This window comes from Dorea sp. ICN-14282 (assembly GCF_037890115.1).
Taxonomy (GTDB): Bacteria; Bacillota; Clostridia; order Lachnospirales; family Lachnospiraceae; genus Dorea_B; species Dorea_B phocaeensis.
Genome location: NZ_JBBKBH010000001.1, coordinates 537297 through 558735, shown reverse-complemented (window position 1 = coordinate 558735; position 21439 = coordinate 537297). Strand labels below are relative to the sequence as shown.

General features: G+C 43.8%; 23 protein-coding genes. 20 read left to right on the top strand and 3 right to left on the bottom strand.

Annotated elements, in window-relative coordinates; all coding sequences use genetic code 11:
* Positions 1 to 67 precede the first annotated feature (67 nt).
* From WKT00_RS02715 to WKT00_RS02635, 17 genes are all read left to right on the top strand, one after another.
* On the top strand, positions 68 to 415 hold the full coding sequence (locus WKT00_RS02715; RefSeq protein WP_101694266.1) for a type II toxin-antitoxin system PemK/MazF family toxin: 348 nt from the start codon (positions 68 to 70) through the stop codon (positions 413 to 415).
* A 23-nt stretch (positions 416 to 438) separates the two neighbouring features.
* Complete coding sequence (locus tag WKT00_RS02710; RefSeq protein WP_101694267.1) at positions 439 to 1236, top strand: hemolysin family protein; 798 nt, start codon at positions 439 to 441, stop codon at positions 1234 to 1236.
* A 71-nt stretch (positions 1237 to 1307) separates the two neighbouring features.
* A complete protein-coding gene (locus tag WKT00_RS02705; protein ID WP_101694268.1) occupies positions 1308 to 2039 on the top strand; it encodes a YebC/PmpR family DNA-binding transcriptional regulator in 732 nt (243 codons plus the stop codon).
* A gap of 42 nt (positions 2040 to 2081) precedes the next feature.
* Positions 2082 to 2852 (top strand): CFI-box-CTERM domain-containing protein, encoded by a 771-nt coding sequence (locus WKT00_RS02700; protein WP_202031213.1) that lies wholly within the window; start codon positions 2082 to 2084, stop codon positions 2850 to 2852.
* Between the two features lie 11 nt (positions 2853 to 2863).
* Positions 2864 to 4144 carry an O-acetylhomoserine aminocarboxypropyltransferase/cysteine synthase family protein gene (locus WKT00_RS02695; protein WP_101694269.1) on the top strand — a complete coding sequence of 427 codons (1281 nt, stop codon included), beginning with the start codon at positions 2864 to 2866 and terminating at the stop codon, positions 4142 to 4144.
* A 50-nt stretch (positions 4145 to 4194) separates the two neighbouring features.
* Entirely contained in the window at positions 4195 to 4890 is a 696-nt protein-coding gene (locus WKT00_RS02690) for a ClpP family protease (RefSeq protein WP_340260766.1), read from the top strand.
* 67 nt (positions 4891 to 4957) lie between these two features.
* Positions 4958 to 7384, top strand: a complete 2427-nt coding sequence (locus tag WKT00_RS02685) for an FtsK/SpoIIIE family DNA translocase (protein WP_340260764.1) — start codon at positions 4958 to 4960, stop codon at positions 7382 to 7384.
* Positions 7385 to 7427: 43 nt separating this feature from the next.
* Complete coding sequence (locus tag WKT00_RS02680) at positions 7428 to 9098, top strand: formate--tetrahydrofolate ligase (RefSeq protein WP_101694272.1); 1671 nt, start codon at positions 7428 to 7430, stop codon at positions 9096 to 9098.
* A 51-nt stretch (positions 9099 to 9149) separates the two neighbouring features.
* Positions 9150 to 9986 (top strand): bifunctional methylenetetrahydrofolate dehydrogenase/methenyltetrahydrofolate cyclohydrolase FolD, encoded by an 837-nt coding sequence (folD, locus tag WKT00_RS02675; RefSeq protein ID WP_173814265.1) that lies wholly within the window; start codon positions 9150 to 9152, stop codon positions 9984 to 9986.
* A gap of 14 nt (positions 9987 to 10000) precedes the next feature.
* A complete protein-coding gene (locus WKT00_RS02670; RefSeq protein ID WP_340260760.1) occupies positions 10001 to 11242 on the top strand; it encodes a chitobiase/beta-hexosaminidase C-terminal domain-containing protein in 1242 nt (413 codons plus the stop codon).
* A 69-nt stretch (positions 11243 to 11311) separates the two neighbouring features.
* Positions 11312 to 12199 (top strand): sulfide/dihydroorotate dehydrogenase-like FAD/NAD-binding protein, encoded by an 888-nt coding sequence (locus WKT00_RS02665; protein ID WP_340260758.1) that lies wholly within the window; start codon positions 11312 to 11314, stop codon positions 12197 to 12199.
* Positions 12199 to 13581: an NADPH-dependent glutamate synthase gene (gltA, locus tag WKT00_RS02660; RefSeq protein ID WP_340260756.1), complete on the top strand. Its 1383-nt coding sequence runs from the start codon at positions 12199 to 12201 to the stop codon at positions 13579 to 13581. Before WKT00_RS02665 ends, gltA begins: the two co-directional genes overlap by 1 nt.
* A gap of 154 nt (positions 13582 to 13735) precedes the next feature.
* A complete protein-coding gene (locus WKT00_RS02655; RefSeq protein ID WP_340260754.1) occupies positions 13736 to 14512 on the top strand; it encodes a ZIP family metal transporter in 777 nt (258 codons plus the stop codon).
* 53 nt (positions 14513 to 14565) lie between these two features.
* Complete coding sequence (locus tag WKT00_RS02650) at positions 14566 to 15294, top strand: DNA alkylation repair protein (RefSeq protein ID WP_340260752.1); 729 nt, start codon at positions 14566 to 14568, stop codon at positions 15292 to 15294.
* A complete protein-coding gene (locus WKT00_RS02645) occupies positions 15264 to 15773 on the top strand; it encodes a pyridoxamine 5'-phosphate oxidase family protein (protein ID WP_244094095.1) in 510 nt (169 codons plus the stop codon). The genes WKT00_RS02650 and WKT00_RS02645 overlap by 31 nt, the downstream gene beginning before the upstream one ends.
* 28 nt (positions 15774 to 15801) lie before the next feature.
* Positions 15802 to 16281 carry a 23S rRNA (pseudouridine(1915)-N(3))-methyltransferase RlmH gene (gene rlmH, locus WKT00_RS02640; RefSeq protein WP_101694279.1) on the top strand — a complete coding sequence of 160 codons (480 nt, stop codon included), beginning with the start codon at positions 15802 to 15804 and terminating at the stop codon, positions 16279 to 16281.
* A 326-nt stretch (positions 16282 to 16607) separates the two neighbouring features.
* Entirely contained in the window at positions 16608 to 16907 is a 300-nt protein-coding gene (locus WKT00_RS02635) for a hypothetical protein (RefSeq protein WP_101694280.1), read from the top strand.
* A 13-nt stretch (positions 16908 to 16920) separates the two neighbouring features.
* Here WKT00_RS02635 and WKT00_RS02630 read toward each other — a convergent pair whose 3' ends face one another.
* The 3 genes from WKT00_RS02630 to WKT00_RS02620 all read right to left on the bottom strand — a co-directional run bounded on the left by WKT00_RS02630 (position 16921) and on the right by WKT00_RS02620 (position 19218).
* Positions 16921 to 18300 carry an aldehyde dehydrogenase gene (locus WKT00_RS02630; protein ID WP_101694281.1) on the bottom strand — a complete coding sequence of 460 codons (1380 nt, stop codon included), beginning with the start codon at positions 18298 to 18300 and terminating at the stop codon, positions 16921 to 16923.
* A gap of 186 nt (positions 18301 to 18486) precedes the next feature.
* The gene (locus WKT00_RS02625) at positions 18487 to 18717 is read right to left on the bottom strand and encodes a hypothetical protein (protein ID WP_101694283.1); all 231 of its coding nucleotides are present in this window, start codon (positions 18715 to 18717) and stop codon (positions 18487 to 18489) included.
* A 42-nt stretch (positions 18718 to 18759) separates the two neighbouring features.
* Complete coding sequence (locus WKT00_RS02620) at positions 18760 to 19218, bottom strand: MarR family winged helix-turn-helix transcriptional regulator (RefSeq protein WP_340260745.1); 459 nt, start codon at positions 19216 to 19218, stop codon at positions 18760 to 18762.
* Positions 19219 to 19446: 228 nt separating this feature from the next.
* Between WKT00_RS02620 and WKT00_RS02615 the strand changes: the two genes are divergently transcribed.
* From WKT00_RS02615 to WKT00_RS02605, 3 genes are read left to right on the top strand one after another with little or no spacing between them, the layout of a single operon-like run.
* Positions 19447 to 19773: a hypothetical protein gene (locus WKT00_RS02615; protein WP_340260743.1), complete on the top strand. Its 327-nt coding sequence runs from the start codon at positions 19447 to 19449 to the stop codon at positions 19771 to 19773.
* Positions 19774 to 19807: 34 nt separating this feature from the next.
* Entirely contained in the window at positions 19808 to 20125 is a 318-nt protein-coding gene (locus WKT00_RS02610) for a YabP/YqfC family sporulation protein (RefSeq protein WP_101694286.1), read from the top strand.
* Between the two features lie 40 nt (positions 20126 to 20165).
* Entirely contained in the window at positions 20166 to 21425 is a 1260-nt protein-coding gene (locus tag WKT00_RS02605; RefSeq protein WP_340260741.1) for a sporulation protein YqfD, read from the top strand.
* Positions 21426 to 21439 lie beyond the last annotated feature (14 nt).

Sequence of the window (21439 nt, the reverse complement as noted above, 5' to 3'; positions counted from 1 at the left end):
TCAGAATACATCCGGGAAAAGATGGAAATACTGATTTTATCTTGAAGAATCGGAGTGTGAATCAGACGTGCAGGTAAGAAGAGGAGATATTTATTATGCAGATTTAAGCCCAGTAGTGGGCTCGGAGCAGGGAGGGATCAGGCCGGTGCTGGTGATCCAGAATAATGTGGGGAACCGCCACAGTCCGACGGTCATATGCGCCGCCATCACTTCCCGTATGAATAAGGCAAAGCTTCCGACGCATGTAGAAATTGATGCGAGACGCTACCAGATTGTAAAAAATTCTGTTATACTAATGGAACAGATCCGCACGATTGACAAACAGAGACTCAAAGATCTCGTGTGTCATCTGGATAAAGAGATTATGAACAAAGTAGATGAAGCTTTAAAGGTCAGCTTTGAGCTTCATACATAGAAAAGGAGTTTGAGGCAGACGTTATGGAAGATGGAAGTTTATTCCAAAGAATGAAACATTTATTTCAGGTAGAAGATGAGATGGACGAAGGCATGCAGAAAGAAGCAGCGGGACTGATTCGGAATGTGTTCCGCTATATGGATAAAGATGCCAGAGATATTATGACGCATCGGAAAAATATTATCGGAATCGACGGGGATATGGCGCTGGAGGAAGCGCTGATTTTTATGCTGGATGAAAAGTTTTCCAGATTCCCAATTTACCATGAGGACATTGATGAGATTATAGGAATTATCCACCTCAGAGAAGCGATGACAGGCTATTTGAATCCTGAGCTTCGCAAGGTGCCGATCGGAAAATTAAGTGACTACATACGTCCGGTTACGTTTATTCCGGAGACCAAGAGTATCGATACACTGTTTAAGGAGATGCAGGCTGAGAAGAATCATATCGTCATTGTATTGGATGAATACGGACAGACCTCAGGGCTGGTTGCCATGGAAGATATTTTGGAAGAGATTGTCGGAAATATTTTAGATGAGCACGATGAAGAGGAAGAGATGATTCTGCGCCAGAAGGACGGAAGTCTGATCGTGAATGGGTTGACGGAGCTGGAAGATTTAGAAGATCTGTTATCGATTACGTTTGAGACGGAAGAGTACGAGACCCTTAATGGTTTTCTGATTGCGAAGCTTGATCGAATCCCGTCCGAAGATGAAGCTGGCGTGGTGGAAGAGCAGGGATATCGGTTTACGGTTCTGACGGCGGATAACAATATAATTCAGTCAGTTAAGATTGAAAAACAGCAGGAAGAGTGCTAGAATAAAAAACGTGTGACACGAAAAACACAAAATAAGAACAGATAAAGAATGAATAAAGCGAGGGAAAAACGATGTCAGGACATTCAAAATTTGCCAATATTAAGCATAAAAAGGAGAAAAATGATGCGGCAAAGGGTAAGATTTTTACGAAAATCGGAAAAGAGCTTGCCGTTGCTGTAAAAGAAGGCGGAAGTGCAGACCCGACGAATAACAGCCGGCTGCGCGATGTCATTGCAAAAGCGAAAGCGAACAATATGCCAAACGATACCATTGAAAGAAACATTAAGCGTGCAGACAGTGACGCAGATGTGGCAAACTACGCACACATTACATATGAAGGATATGGACCGAATGGAACAGCCATCATCGTAGAAGCGTTGACCGATAATAAAAACCGTACGGCATCCAACGTAAAAAATGCATTTACCAAAGGAAGCGGTAACGTGGGAACGCCGGGATGTGTATCCTTTATGTTTGATAAAAAGGGGCAGATCGTGATTGATAAAGAAGAGTATGACGGCGATGCAGACGAGCTGATGATGCAGGCTTTGGATGCAGGAGCAGAGGATTTCGCAGAGGAAGAAGACAGTTTCGAGATCTTTACGACGCCGGAAGACTTCAGCGCTGTGCGTCAGACACTGGAAGAGGCAGGAATCCCAATGGCAGCAGCAGAAGTAACCATGATTCCACAGACCTATGTGGAATTAACGGATGAGAAAGATATTGCCAATATTCAGAAGACATTGGATATGTTGGACGATGACGATGATGTACAGGATGTTTATCACAACTGGGCTGAGTAAGAATTAGAAATATTTCGAACAGCTTAAAGCGGAGGATGACAGATGACGATAGAAGAAAAGAGCCGAAAGCTGGAACAGCTTTTTGAGGAACTTTACAACCGGGTAAGGGAATTTAAGAAGAAGACTTACGATCAGCTTTTTTTACAGCTGTATCATACATATCAGGATCTTTTGCAAGAACTGTCAGCGGATATTGATAAAATGGAAGAGGCAGATCGAATGGCAGGAATTGAAGAAATTGCAGCAGTGATTCCGGCTTATGCCAAGCAAAAGATAGGAACCCTTCCAAAACGAAGCAGAGAGGTTGCAGAGGTGGATTTTAATATGACGATGGCCGTTTTCGTGATTCCACTTCTGACTTATGAGAAAGATCCTTACTGCGGGAAGATTGCAGACCGAATGGTAGAACTTTGGAATGAAGCGAAGGTGACTACTCTGGTACTGAAGAAGTCCTCCTATGACGCGATTACCGACGGGTTTAAGCAGAGACTTTGCTATATTACGACTGCTGTCTGTGGAAGCAGTGGTAAAGCAGATGACTGCTATGAACTGGAGACACTTCGGGCTTACCGAGATGAGTACCTGATGAAAAGTGAGTCTGGGCGAGAATTGGTAGAGGAATATTATGAAGTTGCACCGATGATCGTGATGGCTATCGACATGCATAAGGATGCATCTTCTATCTACAGGCAGATTTATCAGGATTATCTGATGCCATGTGTTCATCTGGCGGAAACAGGAGAAAACGAAGCATGCAAAAAGCGCTATACCGATATGGTATATCACTTACAGCATAGATATTTACATTCATAGGAGGACCCGATATGAGCAATTATAAGAATGAAACCAAGTGTATCCAGTCTGGTTACCAGCCGGAAAACGGAGAGGCGAGAATTGTACCGATCTATCAGAGTACGACTTTTAAGTACAACTCCAGCGAACAGATGGGACGTCTGTTTGATCTGGAAGAATCTGGATACTTCTATACCCGTCTGCAGAATCCTACTAACGACGCTGTTGCGGCGAAGATCTGTGACCTGGAAGGCGGTGTGGCTGCGATGTTGACTTCCTCTGGACAGGCTGCAAATTTCTATGCGATTATGAATATCGTTCAGGCAGGAGATCATATTGTGTGTGCATCCGCTCTCTATGGCGGAACATACAATCTGTATGCCCATACAATCCGAAAAATGGGCGTGGAAGCTACATTTGTGGATCCGGATTGTACGAAAGAAGAACTGGAAGCTGCTTTTCAGGAGAACACGAAGGCAGTGTTTGGCGAGACGATTGCAAACCCGGCTTTGGTGGTGCTTGATTTTGAAAAATTTGCGGAAGCGGCACATGCACATGGAGTTCCATTTATTGTGGACAATACTTTTGCAACTCCAATCAACTGTCGGCCGTTTGAATGGGGCGCAGATATTGTAACGCATTCTACGACCAAGTATATGGATGGTCATGCATCCTGTGTCGGCGGCGCTATTGTTGACAGTGGTAATTTCGACTGGGATGCCCATGCAGATAAGTTTCCAGGACTGACGACACCTGATGAGACTTATCATGGAATTGTGTATACAGAGCGATTTGGGAAAGGCGCTTATATTACCAAAGCAACTGCACAGCTGATGCGGGACCTGGGATCTATTCAGGCGCCGCAGAATGCATTCCTTCTGAATTTGGGCTTGGAAACGCTTCATCTTCGGGTAGAAAGACATTGTGCGAATGCAGTAGCTGCTGCAAAATATCTGCAAAACCATGAAAAGGTAGCATGGGTGAATTGTCCGTCTCTTCCGGGAGATAAATACTATGACCTGGCACAGAAATATATGCCGGATGGAAGCTGCGGTGTCATCACCTTTGGATTAAAGGGAGGCCGCGATGCGGCTGTGAGAATGATGGACAGCTTGAAAATGATTGCGATTGTGACGCATGTGGCAGATGCCAGAAGCTGTGTGCTTCATCCGGCAAGCCATACCCATCGTCAGATGAACGATCAGGAATTGAAAGAGGCTGGTGTACAGCCGGATCTGATTCGCTTCAGTGTGGGAATCGAACATATTGATGATATTATTGCAGATCTGGCACAGGCTCTGGAAGAGGTATAAAATATCAGAAACACCTTCATACTAAGAAAAAAGTATGGAGGTGTTTTTTTATGGAAGAAATCGAGAAGAAGGAACAGCGTCAGAGCGAAATGAAAGAGACAGGAAGTGCAGATCTGGATGGGAATAAAAATCATCACAAGATTAAATTGTTAACGATCATCGGAGAAATCGAGGGACATGAGTCGGTGTCCGGTAGCGCCAAATCCACCAAATACGAGCATTTGCTGCCAATGCTGGCGGAAGTAGAAGACAGTGACGAGATTGAAGGGCTTCTGATTCTTCTTCATACACTGGGCGGGGATGTGGAAGCAGGATTGTCCATTGCAGAAATGATCGCATCCTTAAGCAAACCGACGGTATCTCTTGTGTTGGGAGGAAGCCATTCTATCGGAGGACCGTTGGCAGTTTCAGCAAAGTATTCTTTTATTGTGCCAAGCGGAACGATGATTATCCATCCGGTGCGTTCCAGCGGGATGTTCATCGGTGTGGAACAAAGTCTTAGAAATATGATTCGGACGCAAGACCGCATCACCAGTTTTCTTGCAAAGCATTCTAAAATTTCCAAGGAACGATTAGAAGAGTTGATGTTAAATCAGACGGAGCTTGTCAAAGACGTAGGAACATTACTGGAGGGGAGAGAAGCAGTTCAGGAGGGGCTCATCGACGAAGTCGGAGGAATGAGCGATGCGTTGAGAAAATTGCACGAAATGATAGAGGGCAGAGCAGGGATTTCCAACGAATTTTAGTAATGACAGACTTCCTTGAAAATGATATACTATTAATAGTATTGTCAATCATAAGGGGGAAGTGTTAATGGCTGCAAAGTCGAAAAAGCGTACAGGCAGACGGCAGACAAAGAAAAAAAAGACGGAGCAGAGTTTCTTATTCAATGAAATTGTCATTTGGGTAAGTTTGGCAATCAGCATTCTGATGTTGATCAGTAATTTTGGATTCGGCGGATTTATAGGGGAGAAAATTGCTGAATTCTTATTCTGGATCTTTGGTTGGGTGGCATTTATCAGTCCGTTTCTTCTCTTTGGAACGGTTGCATTTTTAGTGTCCAACCGCGGCAATGGAGCTGCGTATTTAAAGACTGTTCTCGGTGTAGTTCTTACCGTTCTTGTCTGCACGCTGCTGGAGTTGATTCATAGGGTAGGAGGCCTGATTGGAAAGGCGTTGACGACAATTCTGACACCGGCTATCGGTGTCGCAGGTACATACGTTGTGGTTCTTACTTTGATGATTATCTGTACGGTAATCATTACTGGAAAATCAGCGCTTAAAGGTGTGAAAAAACAAGGCGATAAAGCTTATGATAAAGCGAAGCAGGATGCTGCCCGAAGAAGAGAGCTTGCGAAGGAACGGCGGGAAGCACGGGAGAAAGAGAAAAAGCAAGAAGAAAAGAAGGAAAACAAAGCGTCCCGTTCAAATTCAAAAAAGCGGAGTGATCGTCATGTGGAAGGGGTTTCCTTTGACACCACTCTTTCTAATGAAAACAGCGCTGGAAAAATGCGAGAGTTAAAGGCAGATCCACTTGAGCTTGCAGACGAAGGAGTCATTGAGGAACAGATTTTCAAGGAGCCAAGTCCTCAATTTGAGATTCACAGAGCGGAAGAGCCGAGTGATTTTGGAGGATCAGAGGCTTTCGAGGAAGCTGCCACTGTAGATCAGAGCGCATTGACAAAAAGTCGTGCAAAAGAGAAAATGGAAGTCCGCAAGGAGATGGCAGATGTGGCGGCCACTATAGAAGCAGGGGAAGCGAAACCCAAGAAGGAATACCGTTTCCCGCCGCTTTCACTGTTAAAGAAGGGCAAGAGAGGAAGCGGGGAATCGGATGCTCATTTGAGGGAGACTGCCATGAAACTTCAGACTACATTGCAGAACTTTGGAGTCAATGTAACGGTGACCAATGTAAGCTGTGGCCCGTCGGTGACTCGCTATGAACTGCAGCCGGAGATGGGCGTTAAGGTCAGCAAGATTGTTGGACTTGCAGATGATATCAAGCTAAATTTGGCGGCGGCAGATATCCGAATTGAGGCGCCGATTCCGGGGAAAGCAGCTGTTGGAATCGAAGTTCCTAATAAAGAGAATTCCGCTGTCATGCTTAGAGATCTTTTGGAGTCTCAGGAATTCAAGAACAGTACTTCCCGTATTTCTTTTGCAGTTGGAAAGGATATTGGAGGAAAGACGGTAGTTTCGGATATTGGTAAGATGCCGCATGTGCTGATTGCAGGAGCAACCGGGTCTGGTAAGTCGGTCTGTATCAATACCTTGATTATGAGTATCTTATATAAAGCCTCACCGGAAGAGGTCAAGTTGATTATGATTGACCCGAAGGTGGTGGAACTTAGTGTTTATAACGGAATTCCACATCTGATGATCCCGGTAGTCACAGATCCGAAAAAAGCTGCGGGCGCATTAAACTGGGCAGTAGCTGAGATGACCAGAAGATATCAGGCCTTTGCGGAGCATAACGTAAGGGATATGAAGGGATATAACGAGAAAATCGCTTCTATGCCTTCAGTGGACGGCGAAGCCTTAAAGCCGATGCCGCAGATCGTCATTATCGTAGACGAGTTGGCGGATCTTATGATGGTGGCGCCGGGGGATGTTGAAGAGGCGATCTGTCGTCTGGCACAGCTGGCAAGAGCTGCGGGCATTCATCTGGTACTGGCAACGCAGCGTCCATCCGTCAATGTTATTACGGGACTGATTAAAGCTAATATGCCGTCCAGGATTGCATTTTCCGTATCATCGGGAGTGGATTCCCGTACGATTATTGATATGAACGGTGCGGAAAAACTGCTGGGAAAAGGCGATATGCTGTTCTATCCGGCGGGATATCAGAAGCCGGCTAGAGTTCAAGGGTCTTTTGTGACAGACCAGGAAGTTCAAAGTGTGGTAGAATATTTGAAAAAACAGAGTGGGGAAGCTGTTTACGATGAAGAAGTCGTACAACATGTGAATACCAGCCAGCTAGGAAGCGCCAGTGTGGCAGGAATGGCAGAAGGGGATGAACGCGACGTGCATTTTACAGAAGCAGGCCGCCTCATTATAGAGAAAGACAAGGCGTCCATAGGGATGCTTCAGCGTAGCTTTAAGATAGGATTCAACCGCGCAGCAAGGATTATGGATCAGCTGTGCGAGGCGGGCGTTGTCGGTCCGGAGGAAGGAACGAAACCACGGAAAGTGCTGATGACGGCCGAAGAATTTGAGCGGTACGCCGAAGAGTATGTCTAAAGAAACAAGGGAATAAATCACAGAGAGAAAGGATTGGAAACCGATGAAAACAGATATCCAGATTGCACAGGAAGCACAGATGGCCCATATCAGAGATGTGGCAAAAACAGCAGGAATTGAAGAAGAGGAACTGGAGTTTTACGGGAAGTATAAAGCGAAGCTTTCCGAAGAACTTTGGAACCGGGTAAAAGAAGAACCGGATGGAAAGCTGGTGCTGGTAACTGCCATTAACCCAACTCCGGCAGGAGAAGGAAAGACTACGATTACAGTGGGACTTGGACAGGCGATGACGAAGCTTGGAAAGAAGGCGATGATCGCACTTCGAGAGCCTTCTCTTGGTCCGTGTTTTGGAATCAAAGGAGGAGCAGCCGGCGGCGGCTATTCACAGGTTGTTCCTATGGAGGATTTAAACCTTCATTTTACGGGAGATTTTCATGCAATTACGTCTGCTAATAACCTTTTGGCAGCACTTCTTGACAACCACATCCAGCAGGGAAATGCGCTTCAGATCGATTCTCGTCAGGTGGTGTGGAAACGTTGTCTGGATATGAATGATCGGAATTTAAGAAATATTGTAGTTGGCTTGGGAAGCAAGATGGATGGAATGGTCAGAGAAGATCATTTCGTAATTACGGTTGCGTCTGAAATTATGGCGATTCTCTGTTTGGCAGAGGATCTGAATGACTTAAGAACACGCCTTGGAAAGATTATTGTAGCATACAATTTTGCAGGAGAACCTGTAACGGCAGATGATCTTAAGGCAACAGGCGCTATGACGGCTCTTTTAAAGGATGCGATTATGCCGAACTTGATTCAGACGCTGGAACATACGCCGGCGCTGGTACATGGTGGTCCATTCGCAAATATTGCACACGGCTGCAATAGTGTAAGAGCGACAAGAATGGCATTGAAGTTAAGTGATATTACCATTACAGAGGCTGGTTTTGGCGCAGACCTGGGAGCTGAAAAATTCTTCGATATCAAGTGCAGAAAAGCAGGTCTTCATCCGGATGCAGTCGTTCTTGTGGCAACCGTACGTGCGTTGAAGTACAACGGAGGCGTTGCAAAGGCAGATTTGGGCGAAGAAAATCTGGAGGCATTGAAAAAGGGGATTGTCAATTTAGAGAAACATATTGAAAATATCCAGAAATATGGAGTTCCGGTAGTTGTAACACTGAATTCCTTTGTGACAGATACCGAAGCAGAGAATGAATATATCCGAAGATTCTGTGAAGAAAAAGGATGTGAATTTGCACTGGCAAGAGTTTGGGAAAAAGGCGGAGAAGGCGGAGAAGAACTGGCTTTAAAAGTGCTGGATACACTGGAAAAGAAGGAAAGCAACTTCCATACGCTTTATGAAGATGATCTGTCTTTGGAAGAGAAGATTGAGACCATTTCAAAAGAGATCTATGGCGCGCGTGGCGTTATCTATGAACCGGCTGCAAAGAAACAGCTTGCTAAGATCGCGGAACTTGGATTTTCCAATCTTCCGGTCTGTATGGCAAAGAATCAATACTCTCTGTCTGATGATGCTAAGAAATTAGGACGTCCAACAGATTTTGACATTCACATTCGTGAAGTATATGTCAGTGCGGGAGCTGGGTTTGTGGTTGTATTGACAGGAGCCGTAATGACCATGCCTGGACTTCCAAAGGTTCCGGCAGCAAATGGAATTGACGTGGCAGAAGACGGAACTATTACCGGATTATTCTAATAGGTTCTTGATTTGGGGAGTAAAAAAGAAGATAAGGGAAGAAGGAAAACTATGGCAATATTAATTGATGGAAAAGCAATCGCAGCGCAGATAAAAGAAGAATTAAAAGAACAGGTGGCAGCAATGAAGGCAGATGGTAAAAACGTCTGCCTGGCTGTCGTTCAGGTAGGAGAAGATCCGGCGTCTTCTGTCTATGTAAGAAATAAGAAGAGGGCATGTGAGTATATAGGGATTGAGTCCAGATCTTATGAATTAAAAGAGGAGACCACGCAGGAAGAATTGATACGCCTGGTAGATACATTGAATCAGGATCCACAGGTGGACGGAATTCTGGTGCAGCTTCCGCTGCCGGGACAGATTGATGAAGATGCTGTGATCCGTGCCATCAGTCCTAAGAAGGACGTGGATGGATTTCATCCCATGAATGTAGGGAAAATGTTTGTTGGTGAAGAAGGTTTTGTTCCTTGTACACCGGCAGGAGTGATTGAGCTTTTGAAACGTTCAGGTATTTCGATTGAGGGGAAGGAATGTGTAGTTGTTGGAAGAAGTAATAATGTCGGGAAGCCGATGGGAATTTTGCTTCTTCAGGAAAATGGTACGGTTACCGTAACTCATTCTCGAACCCAGAACTTAAAAGATGTGACTTGCCGTGCAGATATTCTTGTGGTTGCGGCAGGAAAAGCCAAAATGATAACGGCAGATCATGTTAAGGACGGCGCAGTTGTCATTGATGTGGGTATGCATAGAAACGAAGATAACAAACTCTGCGGAGACGTGGATTTTGATCAGGTTGTAGATAAAGTGTCAGCCATTACACCTGTTCCGGGCGGAGTTGGCCCGATGACGGTTGCCATGCTGATGTGTAATTGTGTAGAAGCTGCAAAATAGGAGGAACATGTAGAATGAGATGTAAGTATTGCGGACATAGCATACCGGAAGGAATGCTATACTGTGAGAATTGCGGAAAAGAAGTCTGCATAGTCCCGGAATATAATCCGTTGGATGATCTGTTAAGTGAACAGATCAAAGGTGCTATCAATGGTGATGAACCGGATAATGAAGAGTTTTATCATTACCGTACCAGCGCTGCGACCGGAAGACGAAGAACAGATACCGTGTCGCAGCGGGAGCGCGCCCGCGCAGGCAGGGACAGAATCCAGCCCGAAAGAGAGCGAAAGCTTTCTGAGCGAGAGCGCAAGCGGAGGCAGGCAGAACGCCGTCGGGAGATAAAAAGGAAAAAAAGACGGAAACGGATGTTAATTTTGCTGATCATTCTGATCGGTATCGTCGGGGGATGTTTTGCCCTTTATCAGGTCTCTTACAGAGGGATCGTGCGGAAAGGATACCGAGAACTAAAAAAAGAGTCCTATCAGGAGGCAAAACGTGCATTTGAGAAAGCACTTTCTAGAGATTCCAAAAAGGCCGATGCTTATATTGGGCTTTCTAAGGTCTATTTGGAAGAGGAAATTCCCGAAGAGGGAGAAAATTTATTCCTTGACGCGCTGGAAAAGCAGCCTAAGAACGTAGAACTATATGAAGCCTGTGTACAATTTTATCTGGATAGTCATCAGTCGGAGGAAATCCCGCATCTTTTGGAAGATGCAGAAGAGGTGGTGACAGAAGCGCTGGCGGAATATATCATTTCAGAACCAGAATTCAGTCTGGATGATGAAGAGGTTTTTGAAGATGTAAGAGAACTGGAATTGACAGCGTCCAAGGGACAGAGCATTTATTATACGACGGATGGAAGCAAGCCTACAAAAAGCAGCACAAAATATACGGAACCGATCCAATTGGATGAGGGGGATACAGAAATTCAAGCCATCGCTGTAGATAAGAAAGGTATTCCAAGCCTTGTCGCATCAAAAACTTACACCGTGGAACTCCCAATTGAAGATGCTCCGGCAGTCTCACCATCTACCGGACAGTATGATACAGCAGTGCCAATTGAAATCAAAGTTCCGGAAGGATATGAAGCATATTATACGCTGGATGGGACAGAACCGACAACGGCGTCAAAGAAATATGACGGACCAATTACAATGCCGCAGGGAGAGACTCTGTTTAAGGCGATTCTTGTGAATGGGAAAGGACGGGAAAGCGGAGTAACAACCAGAAATTATATGTTGGAGACATCCGAGTAATCTGTCACTTGATATTTTGACTCATATCCAGTATGATGAAAGAAGCATTAGTATTTAGGAGGAGATAAGATGTACAAGATAGTAAAAGCCGAAAAACTGGCTGATATGATTTATCTTATGGACGTAGAAGCGCCTCGAGTAGCGAGACACTGTGAGCCCGGACAGTTTGTCATTGTAAAGCTGGATGAAAAAGGAGAGAGGATTCCGCTTACGATTTGTGATTATGACAGAGAAGCAGGTACCATTACCATTGTATTCCAGACGGTTGGTGCTTCTACCATGAAGATGGCAGAGTTAAAAGCAGGGGATTCTTTCCGTGACTTTACAGGACCGTTAGGATGCCCGTCTGAATTTGTCCATGAGGACATCGAAAGTCTGAAAAAGAAGAGGATTCTGTTTGTAGCGGGAGGTGTTGGTGCAGCTCCGGTTTACCCACAGGTAAAATGGCTGAAAGAACGCGGCGTAGACGTGGATGTAATCGTCGGATCTAAGACGAAAGATATGTTGATCTTAGAGGATGAGATGCGCGAAGTTGCCGGAAACTATTATCCATGTACCGATGATGGTTCCTACGGACATTCCGGTATGGTTACAACGAAGATTGAGAAGTTGGTAGAGGAAGGTCACCAATATGATTTGTGCGTTGCGATCGGACCGATGATTATGATGAAATTCACTTGTCTTTTGACAAAGAAATTGAATATTCCGACTATCGTCAGCATGAATCCGATTATGGTAGATGGAACGGGAATGTGCGGCGCTTGTCGTCTGCACGTAGGCGATGAGATTAAATTTGCCTGTGTAGATGGACCAGAGTTCGACGGACATCTAGTAAACTTTGATGAAGCAATGAAGAGACAGCAGATGTATAAGACAGCAGAAGGCCGTGCGATTCTGAAATTAGAAGAAGGAGATACCCATCACGGTGGATGCGGACATTGCGGAGGTGACGAGTAATGGCGGATATGTTGAAAAGAGTTCCTGTAAGAGAGCAGGAAGCGAAGGTACGTGCAACCAATTTTGAAGAAGTATGTTATGGATACAATATGGAAGAGGCACAGGAAGAAGCAAGTCGCTGTCTGAATTGTAAGAATGCCAAATGTATTGAAGGATGTCCGGTATCCATTAATATTCCGGGATTTATATCAAAAATCAAAGAAGGCGATATCGAAGGCGCTTATCAGGTGATTGGAGAATCTTCCGCACTTCCGGCTATCTGTGGACGTGTATGCCCACAGGAGTCTCAGTGTGAGTGCAAATGTATTCGCGGAATCAAAGGCGAGCCGGTATCCATCGGTAAATTGGAACGGTTTGTTGCAGATTATGCGTTGGAGCATGATATCAAACCAAAGAAAACCGAGAAGAGTAATGGACATAAAGTAGCGGTTATTGGTTCTGGTCCGTCAGGCCTTACCTGTGCAGGCGATCTGGCAAAGCTTGGCTATGAAGTAACCGTATTTGAGGCACTTCATGAATTAGGAGGCGTGCTGGTATATGGAATTCCAGAGTTCCGTCTGCCAAAAGAAAAGGTTGTCAAAAAAGAGATCGAAAAAGTCAAAGAGCTGGGCGTTAAATTCGAGACGAATGTTGTAATTGGAAAGTCTACTACGATAGATCAGCTGATCGAAGAAGAGAAATTTGAGGCTGTTTTCATTGGTTCCGGTGCAGGACTTCCAATGTTCATGGGAATTCCGGGAGAGACAGCGAACGGTGTATTCTCTGCGAATGAGTATTTAACCAGAAGCAATCTGATGAAGGCTTTTGACGATTCCTATGATACGCCAATTGCAGCTGGACACAAGGTGGCTGTTGTTGGCGGTGGTAATGTAGCTATGGATGCTGCAAGAACGGCGCTTCGATTGGGAGCGGAAGTACATATTGTATATCGCCGAAGTGAAGCGGAGCTTCCAGCCAGAGTAGAAGAAGTACATCATGCAAAAGAAGAAGGTGTTATCTTTGATCTTCTGACCAATCCAAAGGAAATTCTCGTAGATGAGAATGGCTGGGTAAAAGGTATGAAGGTTGTTAAGATGGAATTGGGTGAACCTGATGCATCTGGAAGAAGACGTCCGGTAGAAATTCCGGGATCTGAATATGAAATTGAGCTGGATACGGTTATTATGTCTCTGGGAACTTCTCCAAATCCGCTGATTGCATCTACAACAGAAGGATTGAAGACCAATAAGAGAAAATGTATCGTAGCCGAAGAAGAAAATGGTCAGACCTCGAAAGCCTGTGTATTTGCCGGCGGAGATGCAGTGACTGGAGCTGCGACAGTAATCCTTGCTATGGGCGCTGGAAAAGCTGGAGCAAAAGGAATTCATGAATTATTAAAATAATTCTTATAATTAAAATAGTAAAGAAGGGGCGTGGTAAGATAAAAGTACTACGTCCCATTTTTGCTTTTACTTGCTTTTTAATTAGTTTTATTTGCATTCTTCCGGTTTTCCGAATATATTAGAAATAGACTTTGAAGAAATGAGGTATGTGTATATGATGATTTTTTGGGGACTTATGATTCCGTTCATCGGTACGGCGCTGGGAGCCGGGTGTGTGTTATTTGTAAAGAAGGAATTAAATCCAGGTCTTCAAAAGGCACTGCTTGGATTTGCAGCAGGAGTGATGGTGGCAGCTTCTGTATGGTCGCTTCTGATTCCGGCAATGGATATGTCGGAGAGGTTAGGAAAATGGGCATTTGCACCGGCAGCCATCGGTTTTACGATCGGAATTCTTTTTCTGCTTTTTCTGGATCATATCATTCCACATCTGCATATCGGATCTGACAAATCGGAAGGACCTATAACTTCGCTTGGGAAATCAGCTATGCTGGTTTTGGCGGTCACGATTCATAACATCCCAGAGGGAATTTCAAGTGGGGCCGTGTTTGCCGGGATTTTAATGGGGAATGCAGAGGTAACCATGATGGGAGCATTTGCATTATCCATTGGGATTGCTATTCAGAATTTTCCGGAAGGATTCATTGTGTCTCTGCCGATTAAAAACGAAGGAGGCAGCCGGAAAAAGGCGTTCTATTATGGAGCTATGTCTGGAATTGTAGAGCCTATATCCGGCGGAATTACCGTGCTTCTAGCGTCCTATGTCACTCCAGCCCTTCCGTATCTTCTTGCATTTGCGGCAGGAGCCATGATCTACGTAGTCGTGGAAGAACTGGTGCCGGAATCAGCAGAAGGAGAGCACAGTAATATTGGGACCCTTGGATTTGCAGCTGGATTTGTTTTAATGATGATTCTGGATGTAGCGCTAGGATAAGCAAAATCGGAACGAAGATAGGATGGGAATGGAAGAAAAATAGGAGGTACCAAATGGAACTACTACTGCAAGAAACGAGAAAAAAGCTGGAAAATGAAATAGATTTGGGATACCAGGAGTTCAACCGTTCCCTGATACCGGGGGAAACTTCGAGAATATTGGGAGTAAGGATTCCGGTTCTTCGTAAGATTGCAAAAGAGCTGGTAAAGACATCTGGGAGATCTTATGCCGATGCCGTCGTTTTGCTGGAGCACTCAAAGGAAGCCTATTATGAGGAACGAATGATTCATGGAATACTGATAGGGTATCTTAAGTGTGAGGAGGAAGAAAGACGGCAGCTTTTAGATTCGTTCGTGCCAGCCATTGATAACTGGTCTGTTTGTGACAGCAGCTGCACGACGTATAAATTTATGAAACAAGACATGGAATACTGGTTTTCTTATTTGGAACAGTATTTAAACAGCAGTCGGGAATATGAAATTCGTTTTGCTGTTGTGTGTATGTTGGATCATTTTGTGACCGACTATTATATTGGAAAGATTCTGCGGGATATAGATGCAGTTCACCATGAGGGGTATTATGTAAAAATGGCGGTCGCCTGGGCGATTTCCGTATGTTATGTTAAATTTCCTAAAGAGACTTTCCAGTATCTTAAAACGGATCATTTAGATGATTTTACCCACAATAAAGCAATTCAGAAAATCTGTGAATCTTATCGTGTATCAAAGGAAGAAAAAGAAAAATTGAAAGAATGGAAGAGAAAAGAGGAAAAGAAGAGATGAGAAAGATGCGTCTTCAAAAAAGAGAGATTACCGACGGTAAAGAACTGCGAGAGATTCTAGGTGAATGCGAAGTGGTCCGAATTGGTACTACTGATTCTGATGGGATGTTTGTCGTACCGGTAAATTTTGGATATGAATTTCAGGAAGACGAGATGCGTCTTACTCTGTATATTCACGGCTCAAAAGAGGGAAGAAAAGCGGAAGCATTTGCGTCCTGTCCGCAAGTCGCTGTTGAGATGGACTGTGGCCACCGCTTGATTCATGGCGCAGATGGCTGCAGTTATTCTTATGCTTATTCCAGTATTATGGGAAACGGAACGATTTGTCAGGTGACAGATGAAAAAGAAAAGCTCCATGGGCTTTCCTGTCTGATGGATCATCTTGGGGGAGGAAAAGCTCCGATTCGTCCAGAATCGCTTGGTAATGTAGCCGTATATCGAATTGACGTTCATACCTTCACGGGAAAACATAATATATGATAGATAAAAGAAGGATTGGTAATAGGGGATGAAAATTAGTGTAATTACAGTTGGGAAAATAAAGGAAAAGTATTTAAAAGATGCGATTGCCGAGTACAGTAAAAGATTATCCAAATACTGCAAATTGGAGATTGTGGAAGTCGCAGATGAAAAGACACCGGATAACGCCAGTGAAACGGTAGAAACTATGATCCGCGCAAAAGAAGGGGAGCGGATCTTAAAGCATGTAAAGGACGATGCGTATGTTGTCACCCTGGAAATTCAAGGAAAGCAAGTGACTTCCGAAGAACTTGCAAAGAAGATCGATAAGCTCGGGATTCAAGGAGTAAGCCATATTACGTTTATTATCGGCGGTTCTATCGGACTTGGCGAGGAGGTTCTCGAAAGATCTAATTATGCGCTTAGTTTTTCTAAAATGACATTTCCTCACCAGCTGATGCGGGTGATCTTGTTGGAACAAATTTATCGAAGTTATCGGATTATTCACGGAGAACCGTATCACAAATAAAGACGAAATAATGTATTGATAACATGGCGGTTAAAGATATATTTTCAATATTGTTATAGAAAAAGTAGCAGACGAGTGTCCTTTTTGTAGGACATAAGTACTGCTAAAGAAGATTGTGGCGTTGATTTTTCTATTAAGTATATAAGCGCTGCAGATTTTATTGAGTGTTTGGAAAAAACTTCGGAGGAACGAGAATATTTGAATCGTTATCAATTAAAGTAATAGAATCAAAGTTTTTTGGCTGTGCACTAAAATAGGTACATACCCTATATTACTCTGTTTGTGAAGAAAAGTAGATTTATGATTCATAAATAGGAGTGAAGGATATGGATAGAGAACAATGGCTGGAAGAAAAATATCAAAAACACAAGGGGGAATGGTTAAATCAAAAAGTGGCCGAAGAATATCGAAGCCGGGCAAAAAAGATAAGAAACGAAACAAGGGAAAATATCGGAGAAATAAGAAAACTGGAACAAGAACTGATGGAAAAATATGACATTTTAGAGATTGAAGCGACAAATATTATCTGGGGATATCATATTTCGGATTATGTATATAAATATGAAAATATTAGGAAATATGGAGAAAACCTCGAAAGAAAACGGGCTGAAGAAGAGGGGGAATAGCCCCCTCTTAAAATTATTTCAAAAAAGCCCGCAGCAATTTTTCGTTGAGCTTCCGGTAGGGTTGATACCTCATAGGAAGATCTAACCATGTCTTTTTATCTACGATACTCTTATAATGTGAGAAGGTATCGAAGCCGCATTTTCCGTGGTACTGTCCAATACCACTCTCTCCGAAGCCGCCAAATCCCATCTCACTGGTTGCCAAATGAATTACAACATCATTGATGCATCCACCGCCAAATCCGCATCTTGCAGTCACCTTTTTGGCAACTGTCTGGTCTGAAGTGAACAGATACAGTGCAAGAGGATGTGCAAGAGAATTGATCTTGTGAATGGCTTGATCCAGTGAATCATAGGTCAATATCGGGAGTACCGGTCCGAAGATTTCTTCCTGCATAACCGGATCCTGAAAGTCTATATGATCCATGATTGTTGGTTCAATCTGCAGTGTTTTACGCGTGCTTCGTCCTCCGCAGACAGTTTTGTCAGGATCAATCAGTGCCACAATACGGTCGAAATGTTTTTCGTTGATGATTTTACCATAGTTTGGATTCTTCAGTGGTGACTTTCCAAATTGCTTGCGAATTTGCGTCGTAAGCTCTGATACGAGTTCATCTTTAATCGCCTGATCACAGTAAATATAATCGGGAGCTACACAGGTCTGCCCGCAATTTAGATATTTCCCAAATACAATCCGTTTTGCTGCCAGTTTTAGATTGGCAGTTTTTTCTATGATGCACGGGCTTTTGCCTCCCAGTTCCAATGTGACAGGAGTGAGGTGATCAGCCGCATTTCGCATCACTTCTTTTCCCACATTCTGACTTCCGGTAAAGAAAATATAATCAAAATGTTCCTTTAAAAGGCAGGTATTCTCAGCGCGTCCTCCCGTCACAACCGCCACGTATCGAGGGTCAAAACATTCTTCTATCAGTTCCTTGATTACCTGACTGGTATGAGGGGAATAAGCGCTAGGTTTAATGACAGCAGTATTGCCTGCAGCAATTGCATCCACCAGCGGATCGATCGTCAGGAGAAAAGGATAGTTCCATGGACTCATAATCAGACAGACTCCATAAGGAGAGGGCTTTCGGAAGCTGCGGGAGTGGAATTGAGCAAGCGGTGTGTGTACACGCTGTTCTTTTGTAAAAGAAGGCGTGTGCTTCAACATATAACTAATCTCACTTAATACCAGTCCTGTTTCGCACATATAACTTTCAAAGGTGCTTTTTCCAAGGTCTTTTTTTAATGCAAGTTCAATTTCCTTTTCGCGCTTTAAAATGCAGGCTTTCAGACGGCGAAGCATTTCCATCCGGTAGCGGATAGGAAGTGTCTCTCCCGTGAAGAAGAAACGGCGCTGCGCATGAATGAGTTGCCTAATTTCCTGTTCTGTCATTACATGATTCCTCCATTACGATTTCATAAAATTGTTCCAGTTCTTTGGCGTCTAGAAGAAGAGGCACCGGATAAAGCGGATTGACTTCTTTGTCTGCATAGCGAGAGAGCTTTCGGATGTCTGCTTTCTGAATCTGCGGAAATGTCTTCGGTAGTTCAAAGACGTCTTCCGATCTTTGTAGTTCATTCAAGAAGATGCGGGAAGCGAAAGCGCGTGTTCGAGGCGGCTTAGAAGTCCAAGCTTACGCCCCCCCTCATCCGTAACGATGAAGGCGCATTTACAGTGGTTCTTTTCCATAATACCGGGGATTGCTTTGACACTTCCTTGTATTTTAGGCTTTCTGTAGGGAAGAAATGGAAGCGCAATTTTAAGTCCCAGCTGAAAGGTGCGGCAGTATAGTTTCCGAAGTGGATGCATGGTTAGTTCTCCTTCCTTTGATGGTATATTCAGTGTTGATCACTAGGGTTCTGATTCCAGTTCCTGGCACACGTGATCCAGGTTTTCGGAAATGATGGACAGAACGCGATAGAAGATTTTTCGTTCTTCCTCCGAAATTCCCTGACTGGATCGTTCCGTAATTTTCAGAATGACTTTGCTTATTCTGCGGGCATATGCCTCGCCTTCCAAAGTCAGCTTCACCTTGGCGCGGTACTTTTTACCGAGGCTGGATTCTTCGTAATAAATAAAATGATTCTTTTCCAGTTCCGACAGAATTCGAGAGATAGCTGCCTTATCTTCTACACATTTCCGGCTTAAATCTGCGGCTGTCAGTCCTTCCGGATTCTGGTGCAGATAGTAGATACACATAACATGTGCACCTTTTAGTCCAAAAGAATTCATTTTCAGACGTTTGATTTTTTGTATTTTTTTCTGAATTTGAGCGATACCTGTGGTCAGCATTTCAAAACGATTGATCATATAGAATCTCCAATTTCAAATAAGTTGATTTATCAACAAGCTCCGATGATAATATACTTGCATAAAGTTGATTTGTCAACATCAATATATGATCTGGGAGAAATTAAGGGGAATCAAATGTAGAAACTTGCGGTTGGTTTTGGTATCTTTTGGCATAAATATCATGTATACTGTATGAAAAGATTAATAGTTTAAAATTCGATCATCAGGGGAGGAGAAGAGATAGGGATGCGGGAACAGAAAATTTGTAGTTGGATTCACCATATTGCAACTTTTATTGGGGTTTTCATAGGAATGAAACGGCTGCTTGAAAAAAGAGGCGGAATCATCCGAAAAGGGATTCTGGGACTTTTCCTGGGATCTCAGTTGTTTGCGGTCTGCAAGATTTTGGCAGATATGATTTTGGGAAGAAATGGAATTGAAGAGGCTTGTGAAAAAATGGAAGCTGTTTGCAGCTCTCTGAATCAAAGAAGGAGCATGCTTGCAGGAATGACGGCGTTATCCGTGCTTTTTAAAATAGGAACTCCATACATAATTATGCGGCCTCATTCATAGACTGGTAGAAAACCCTGGAAGGGATGTTGTTTTTATGAAGTCAAAAAAGCAGACGACAAAAACAGCATTTGGAGATCATCCAATTCGGGAAAAGGTGGCGGAAATATCAGAACTTCCACGGGATGCAGTGCTTGGAATGCCACTGCTTACCGTACTTGGACAATCGGAATTTACGCTGGAAAACTATACGGGAATTATTGAATATACGGACGCGCTGCTTCGGATTCAGGTGAAGGGCGGACAGATCAAAGTAACGGGGAAACGATTTCAGGTTGTGTATTATGCAAATGATGAGATGAAGGTAAAGGGCTGTATACATTCGATCGAATATCTTTCATCAGAGGCCCGTTAAATAGAATTATTTCAAATCTTTCTGTCAGGGGGAAGGTGTATTGGCAGCAAATTTCTTCCGAACGGTTCAGGGATATCTTCGAATCCGGGTAACGGGATATGCCGTTGAACGGTTTTTAAATGCATGTGGGTATCGAGGCATTTTACTATGGGGCATTACTCCGCTTGAAGATGCCTGTGAGATGAATATTCGAATTGCAGATTTCCGAAAGCTAAAGCCGGTAATAAAAAAGACCGGGACGAGGGTGGTGATTCTAAATCGGATAGGGTTACCGTTCTTTTTTTATCGATATCGTCACAGAAAATCGTTTTTCTTTGGGGCGGCCGCCTGTGCCGTGCTGATTTTTCTTTTGTCGGGTCTTATTTGGGATATTGATATCCGCGGAAATCTTACGTACACAGATGAGACAATTCTAGAATTTCTTGCATCCAAAGATATTCAAAATGGAATGTTAAAGACGCAGATAGACTGTGAACGAATAGCCAAAGATATTCGGAAAGAATATGCGGATGTAATCTGGGTGTCGGCGTCTGTTCAGGGGGCAAAGTTAAAAATTCAGGTGAAGGAAAATACGGATGCTTCTGGCATGGAGACGGATTTGGAAGTAAAAAAAGAAGAGAAGGTTCCGATGGATCTTGTGGCCGACAGAGATTGTGTGATTACAGAAATTGTGCCAAGGACCGGAATGATACAAGTACGTCCCGGGGATACCGTGAAAAAAGGAGAAGTTCTGATATCCGGTCTGATTCCGGTTCGGGACGATGCAAAGGAAATCATCGGTTACCAGTATCAGAAGGCGGACGCAGACATAAGAGGGAAAGCGATTCTTCCTTACGAGGATGTTCTGGAAAATACATATTCCCGGAAAGAATATTTCTACGAAGAGCGTCCTCATCAAATGAGAAGGCGTCAGGCATACTATCTTAGGGTCGGGAGATTTCAGCTGGCTTTTGGGAATCTTCAGAAAAAGGAAGAAAATCAGGAACTCCATACAAGTGAATATCAGATCTGCCTGGGGAAGCGTCTGAAGCTTCCGATTTATCTGGGAACACGGACGGTAATTCCCTATACTGCCCATCCGGAAACCTATGAGAAGAAGGAAATCCAGGAGAGGTTAAGCGCTGATTTTAAGAGATATCTCAGAGAATTGGAGAAAAAAGGGGTAGAAATTATAGAGAATAATGTTAAAATATACACAGGTTCTAAAACCTCTGCTGCCAGAGGGGAATTAACCGTTCTGCTGCCGGTAGGAACTTTGAAGGCTTCACAGATTCCAGAGATTTCAGAGCTTCCAAAGTAAGAAGCATAAGGAAC

Coding starts and splice junctions, on each gene's coding strand:
- WKT00_RS02625 (WP_101694283.1), bottom strand. CDS start 18,717: ATGCATCCACTTCGGAAACTATACTGCCGCACCTTTCAGCTGGGACTT.
- WKT00_RS02670 (WP_340260760.1), top strand. CDS start 10,001: ATGAGATGTAAGTATTGCGGACATAGCATACCGGAAGGAATGCTATAC.
- WKT00_RS02690 (WP_340260766.1), top strand. CDS start 4,195: ATGGAAGAAATCGAGAAGAAGGAACAGCGTCAGAGCGAAATGAAAGAG.
- WKT00_RS02695 (WP_101694269.1), top strand. CDS start 2,864: ATGAGCAATTATAAGAATGAAACCAAGTGTATCCAGTCTGGTTACCAG.
- WKT00_RS02680 (WP_101694272.1), top strand. CDS start 7,428: ATGAAAACAGATATCCAGATTGCACAGGAAGCACAGATGGCCCATATC.
- rlmH (WP_101694279.1), top strand. CDS start 15,802: ATGAAAATTAGTGTAATTACAGTTGGGAAAATAAAGGAAAAGTATTTA.
- gltA (WP_340260756.1), top strand. CDS start 12,199: ATGGCGGATATGTTGAAAAGAGTTCCTGTAAGAGAGCAGGAAGCGAAG.
- WKT00_RS02655 (WP_340260754.1), top strand. CDS start 13,736: ATGATGATTTTTTGGGGACTTATGATTCCGTTCATCGGTACGGCGCTG.
- folD (WP_173814265.1), top strand. CDS start 9,150: ATGGCAATATTAATTGATGGAAAAGCAATCGCAGCGCAGATAAAAGAA.
- WKT00_RS02710 (WP_101694267.1), top strand. CDS start 439: ATGGAAGATGGAAGTTTATTCCAAAGAATGAAACATTTATTTCAGGTA.
- WKT00_RS02705 (WP_101694268.1), top strand. CDS start 1,308: ATGTCAGGACATTCAAAATTTGCCAATATTAAGCATAAAAAGGAGAAA.
- WKT00_RS02665 (WP_340260758.1), top strand. CDS start 11,312: ATGTACAAGATAGTAAAAGCCGAAAAACTGGCTGATATGATTTATCTT.
- WKT00_RS02650 (WP_340260752.1), top strand. CDS start 14,566: ATGGAACTACTACTGCAAGAAACGAGAAAAAAGCTGGAAAATGAAATA.
- WKT00_RS02630 (WP_101694281.1), bottom strand. CDS start 18,300: ATGACAGAACAGGAAATTAGGCAACTCATTCATGCGCAGCGCCGTTTC.
- WKT00_RS02620 (WP_340260745.1), bottom strand. CDS start 19,218: ATGATCAATCGTTTTGAAATGCTGACCACAGGTATCGCTCAAATTCAG.
- WKT00_RS02635 (WP_101694280.1), top strand. CDS start 16,608: ATGGATAGAGAACAATGGCTGGAAGAAAAATATCAAAAACACAAGGGG.
- WKT00_RS02700 (WP_202031213.1), top strand. CDS start 2,082: ATGACGATAGAAGAAAAGAGCCGAAAGCTGGAACAGCTTTTTGAGGAA.
- WKT00_RS02685 (WP_340260764.1), top strand. CDS start 4,958: ATGGCTGCAAAGTCGAAAAAGCGTACAGGCAGACGGCAGACAAAGAAA.
- WKT00_RS02610 (WP_101694286.1), top strand. CDS start 19,808: ATGAAGTCAAAAAAGCAGACGACAAAAACAGCATTTGGAGATCATCCA.
- WKT00_RS02615 (WP_340260743.1), top strand. CDS start 19,447: ATGCGGGAACAGAAAATTTGTAGTTGGATTCACCATATTGCAACTTTT.
- WKT00_RS02645 (WP_244094095.1), top strand. CDS start 15,264: ATGGAAGAGAAAAGAGGAAAAGAAGAGATGAGAAAGATGCGTCTTCAA.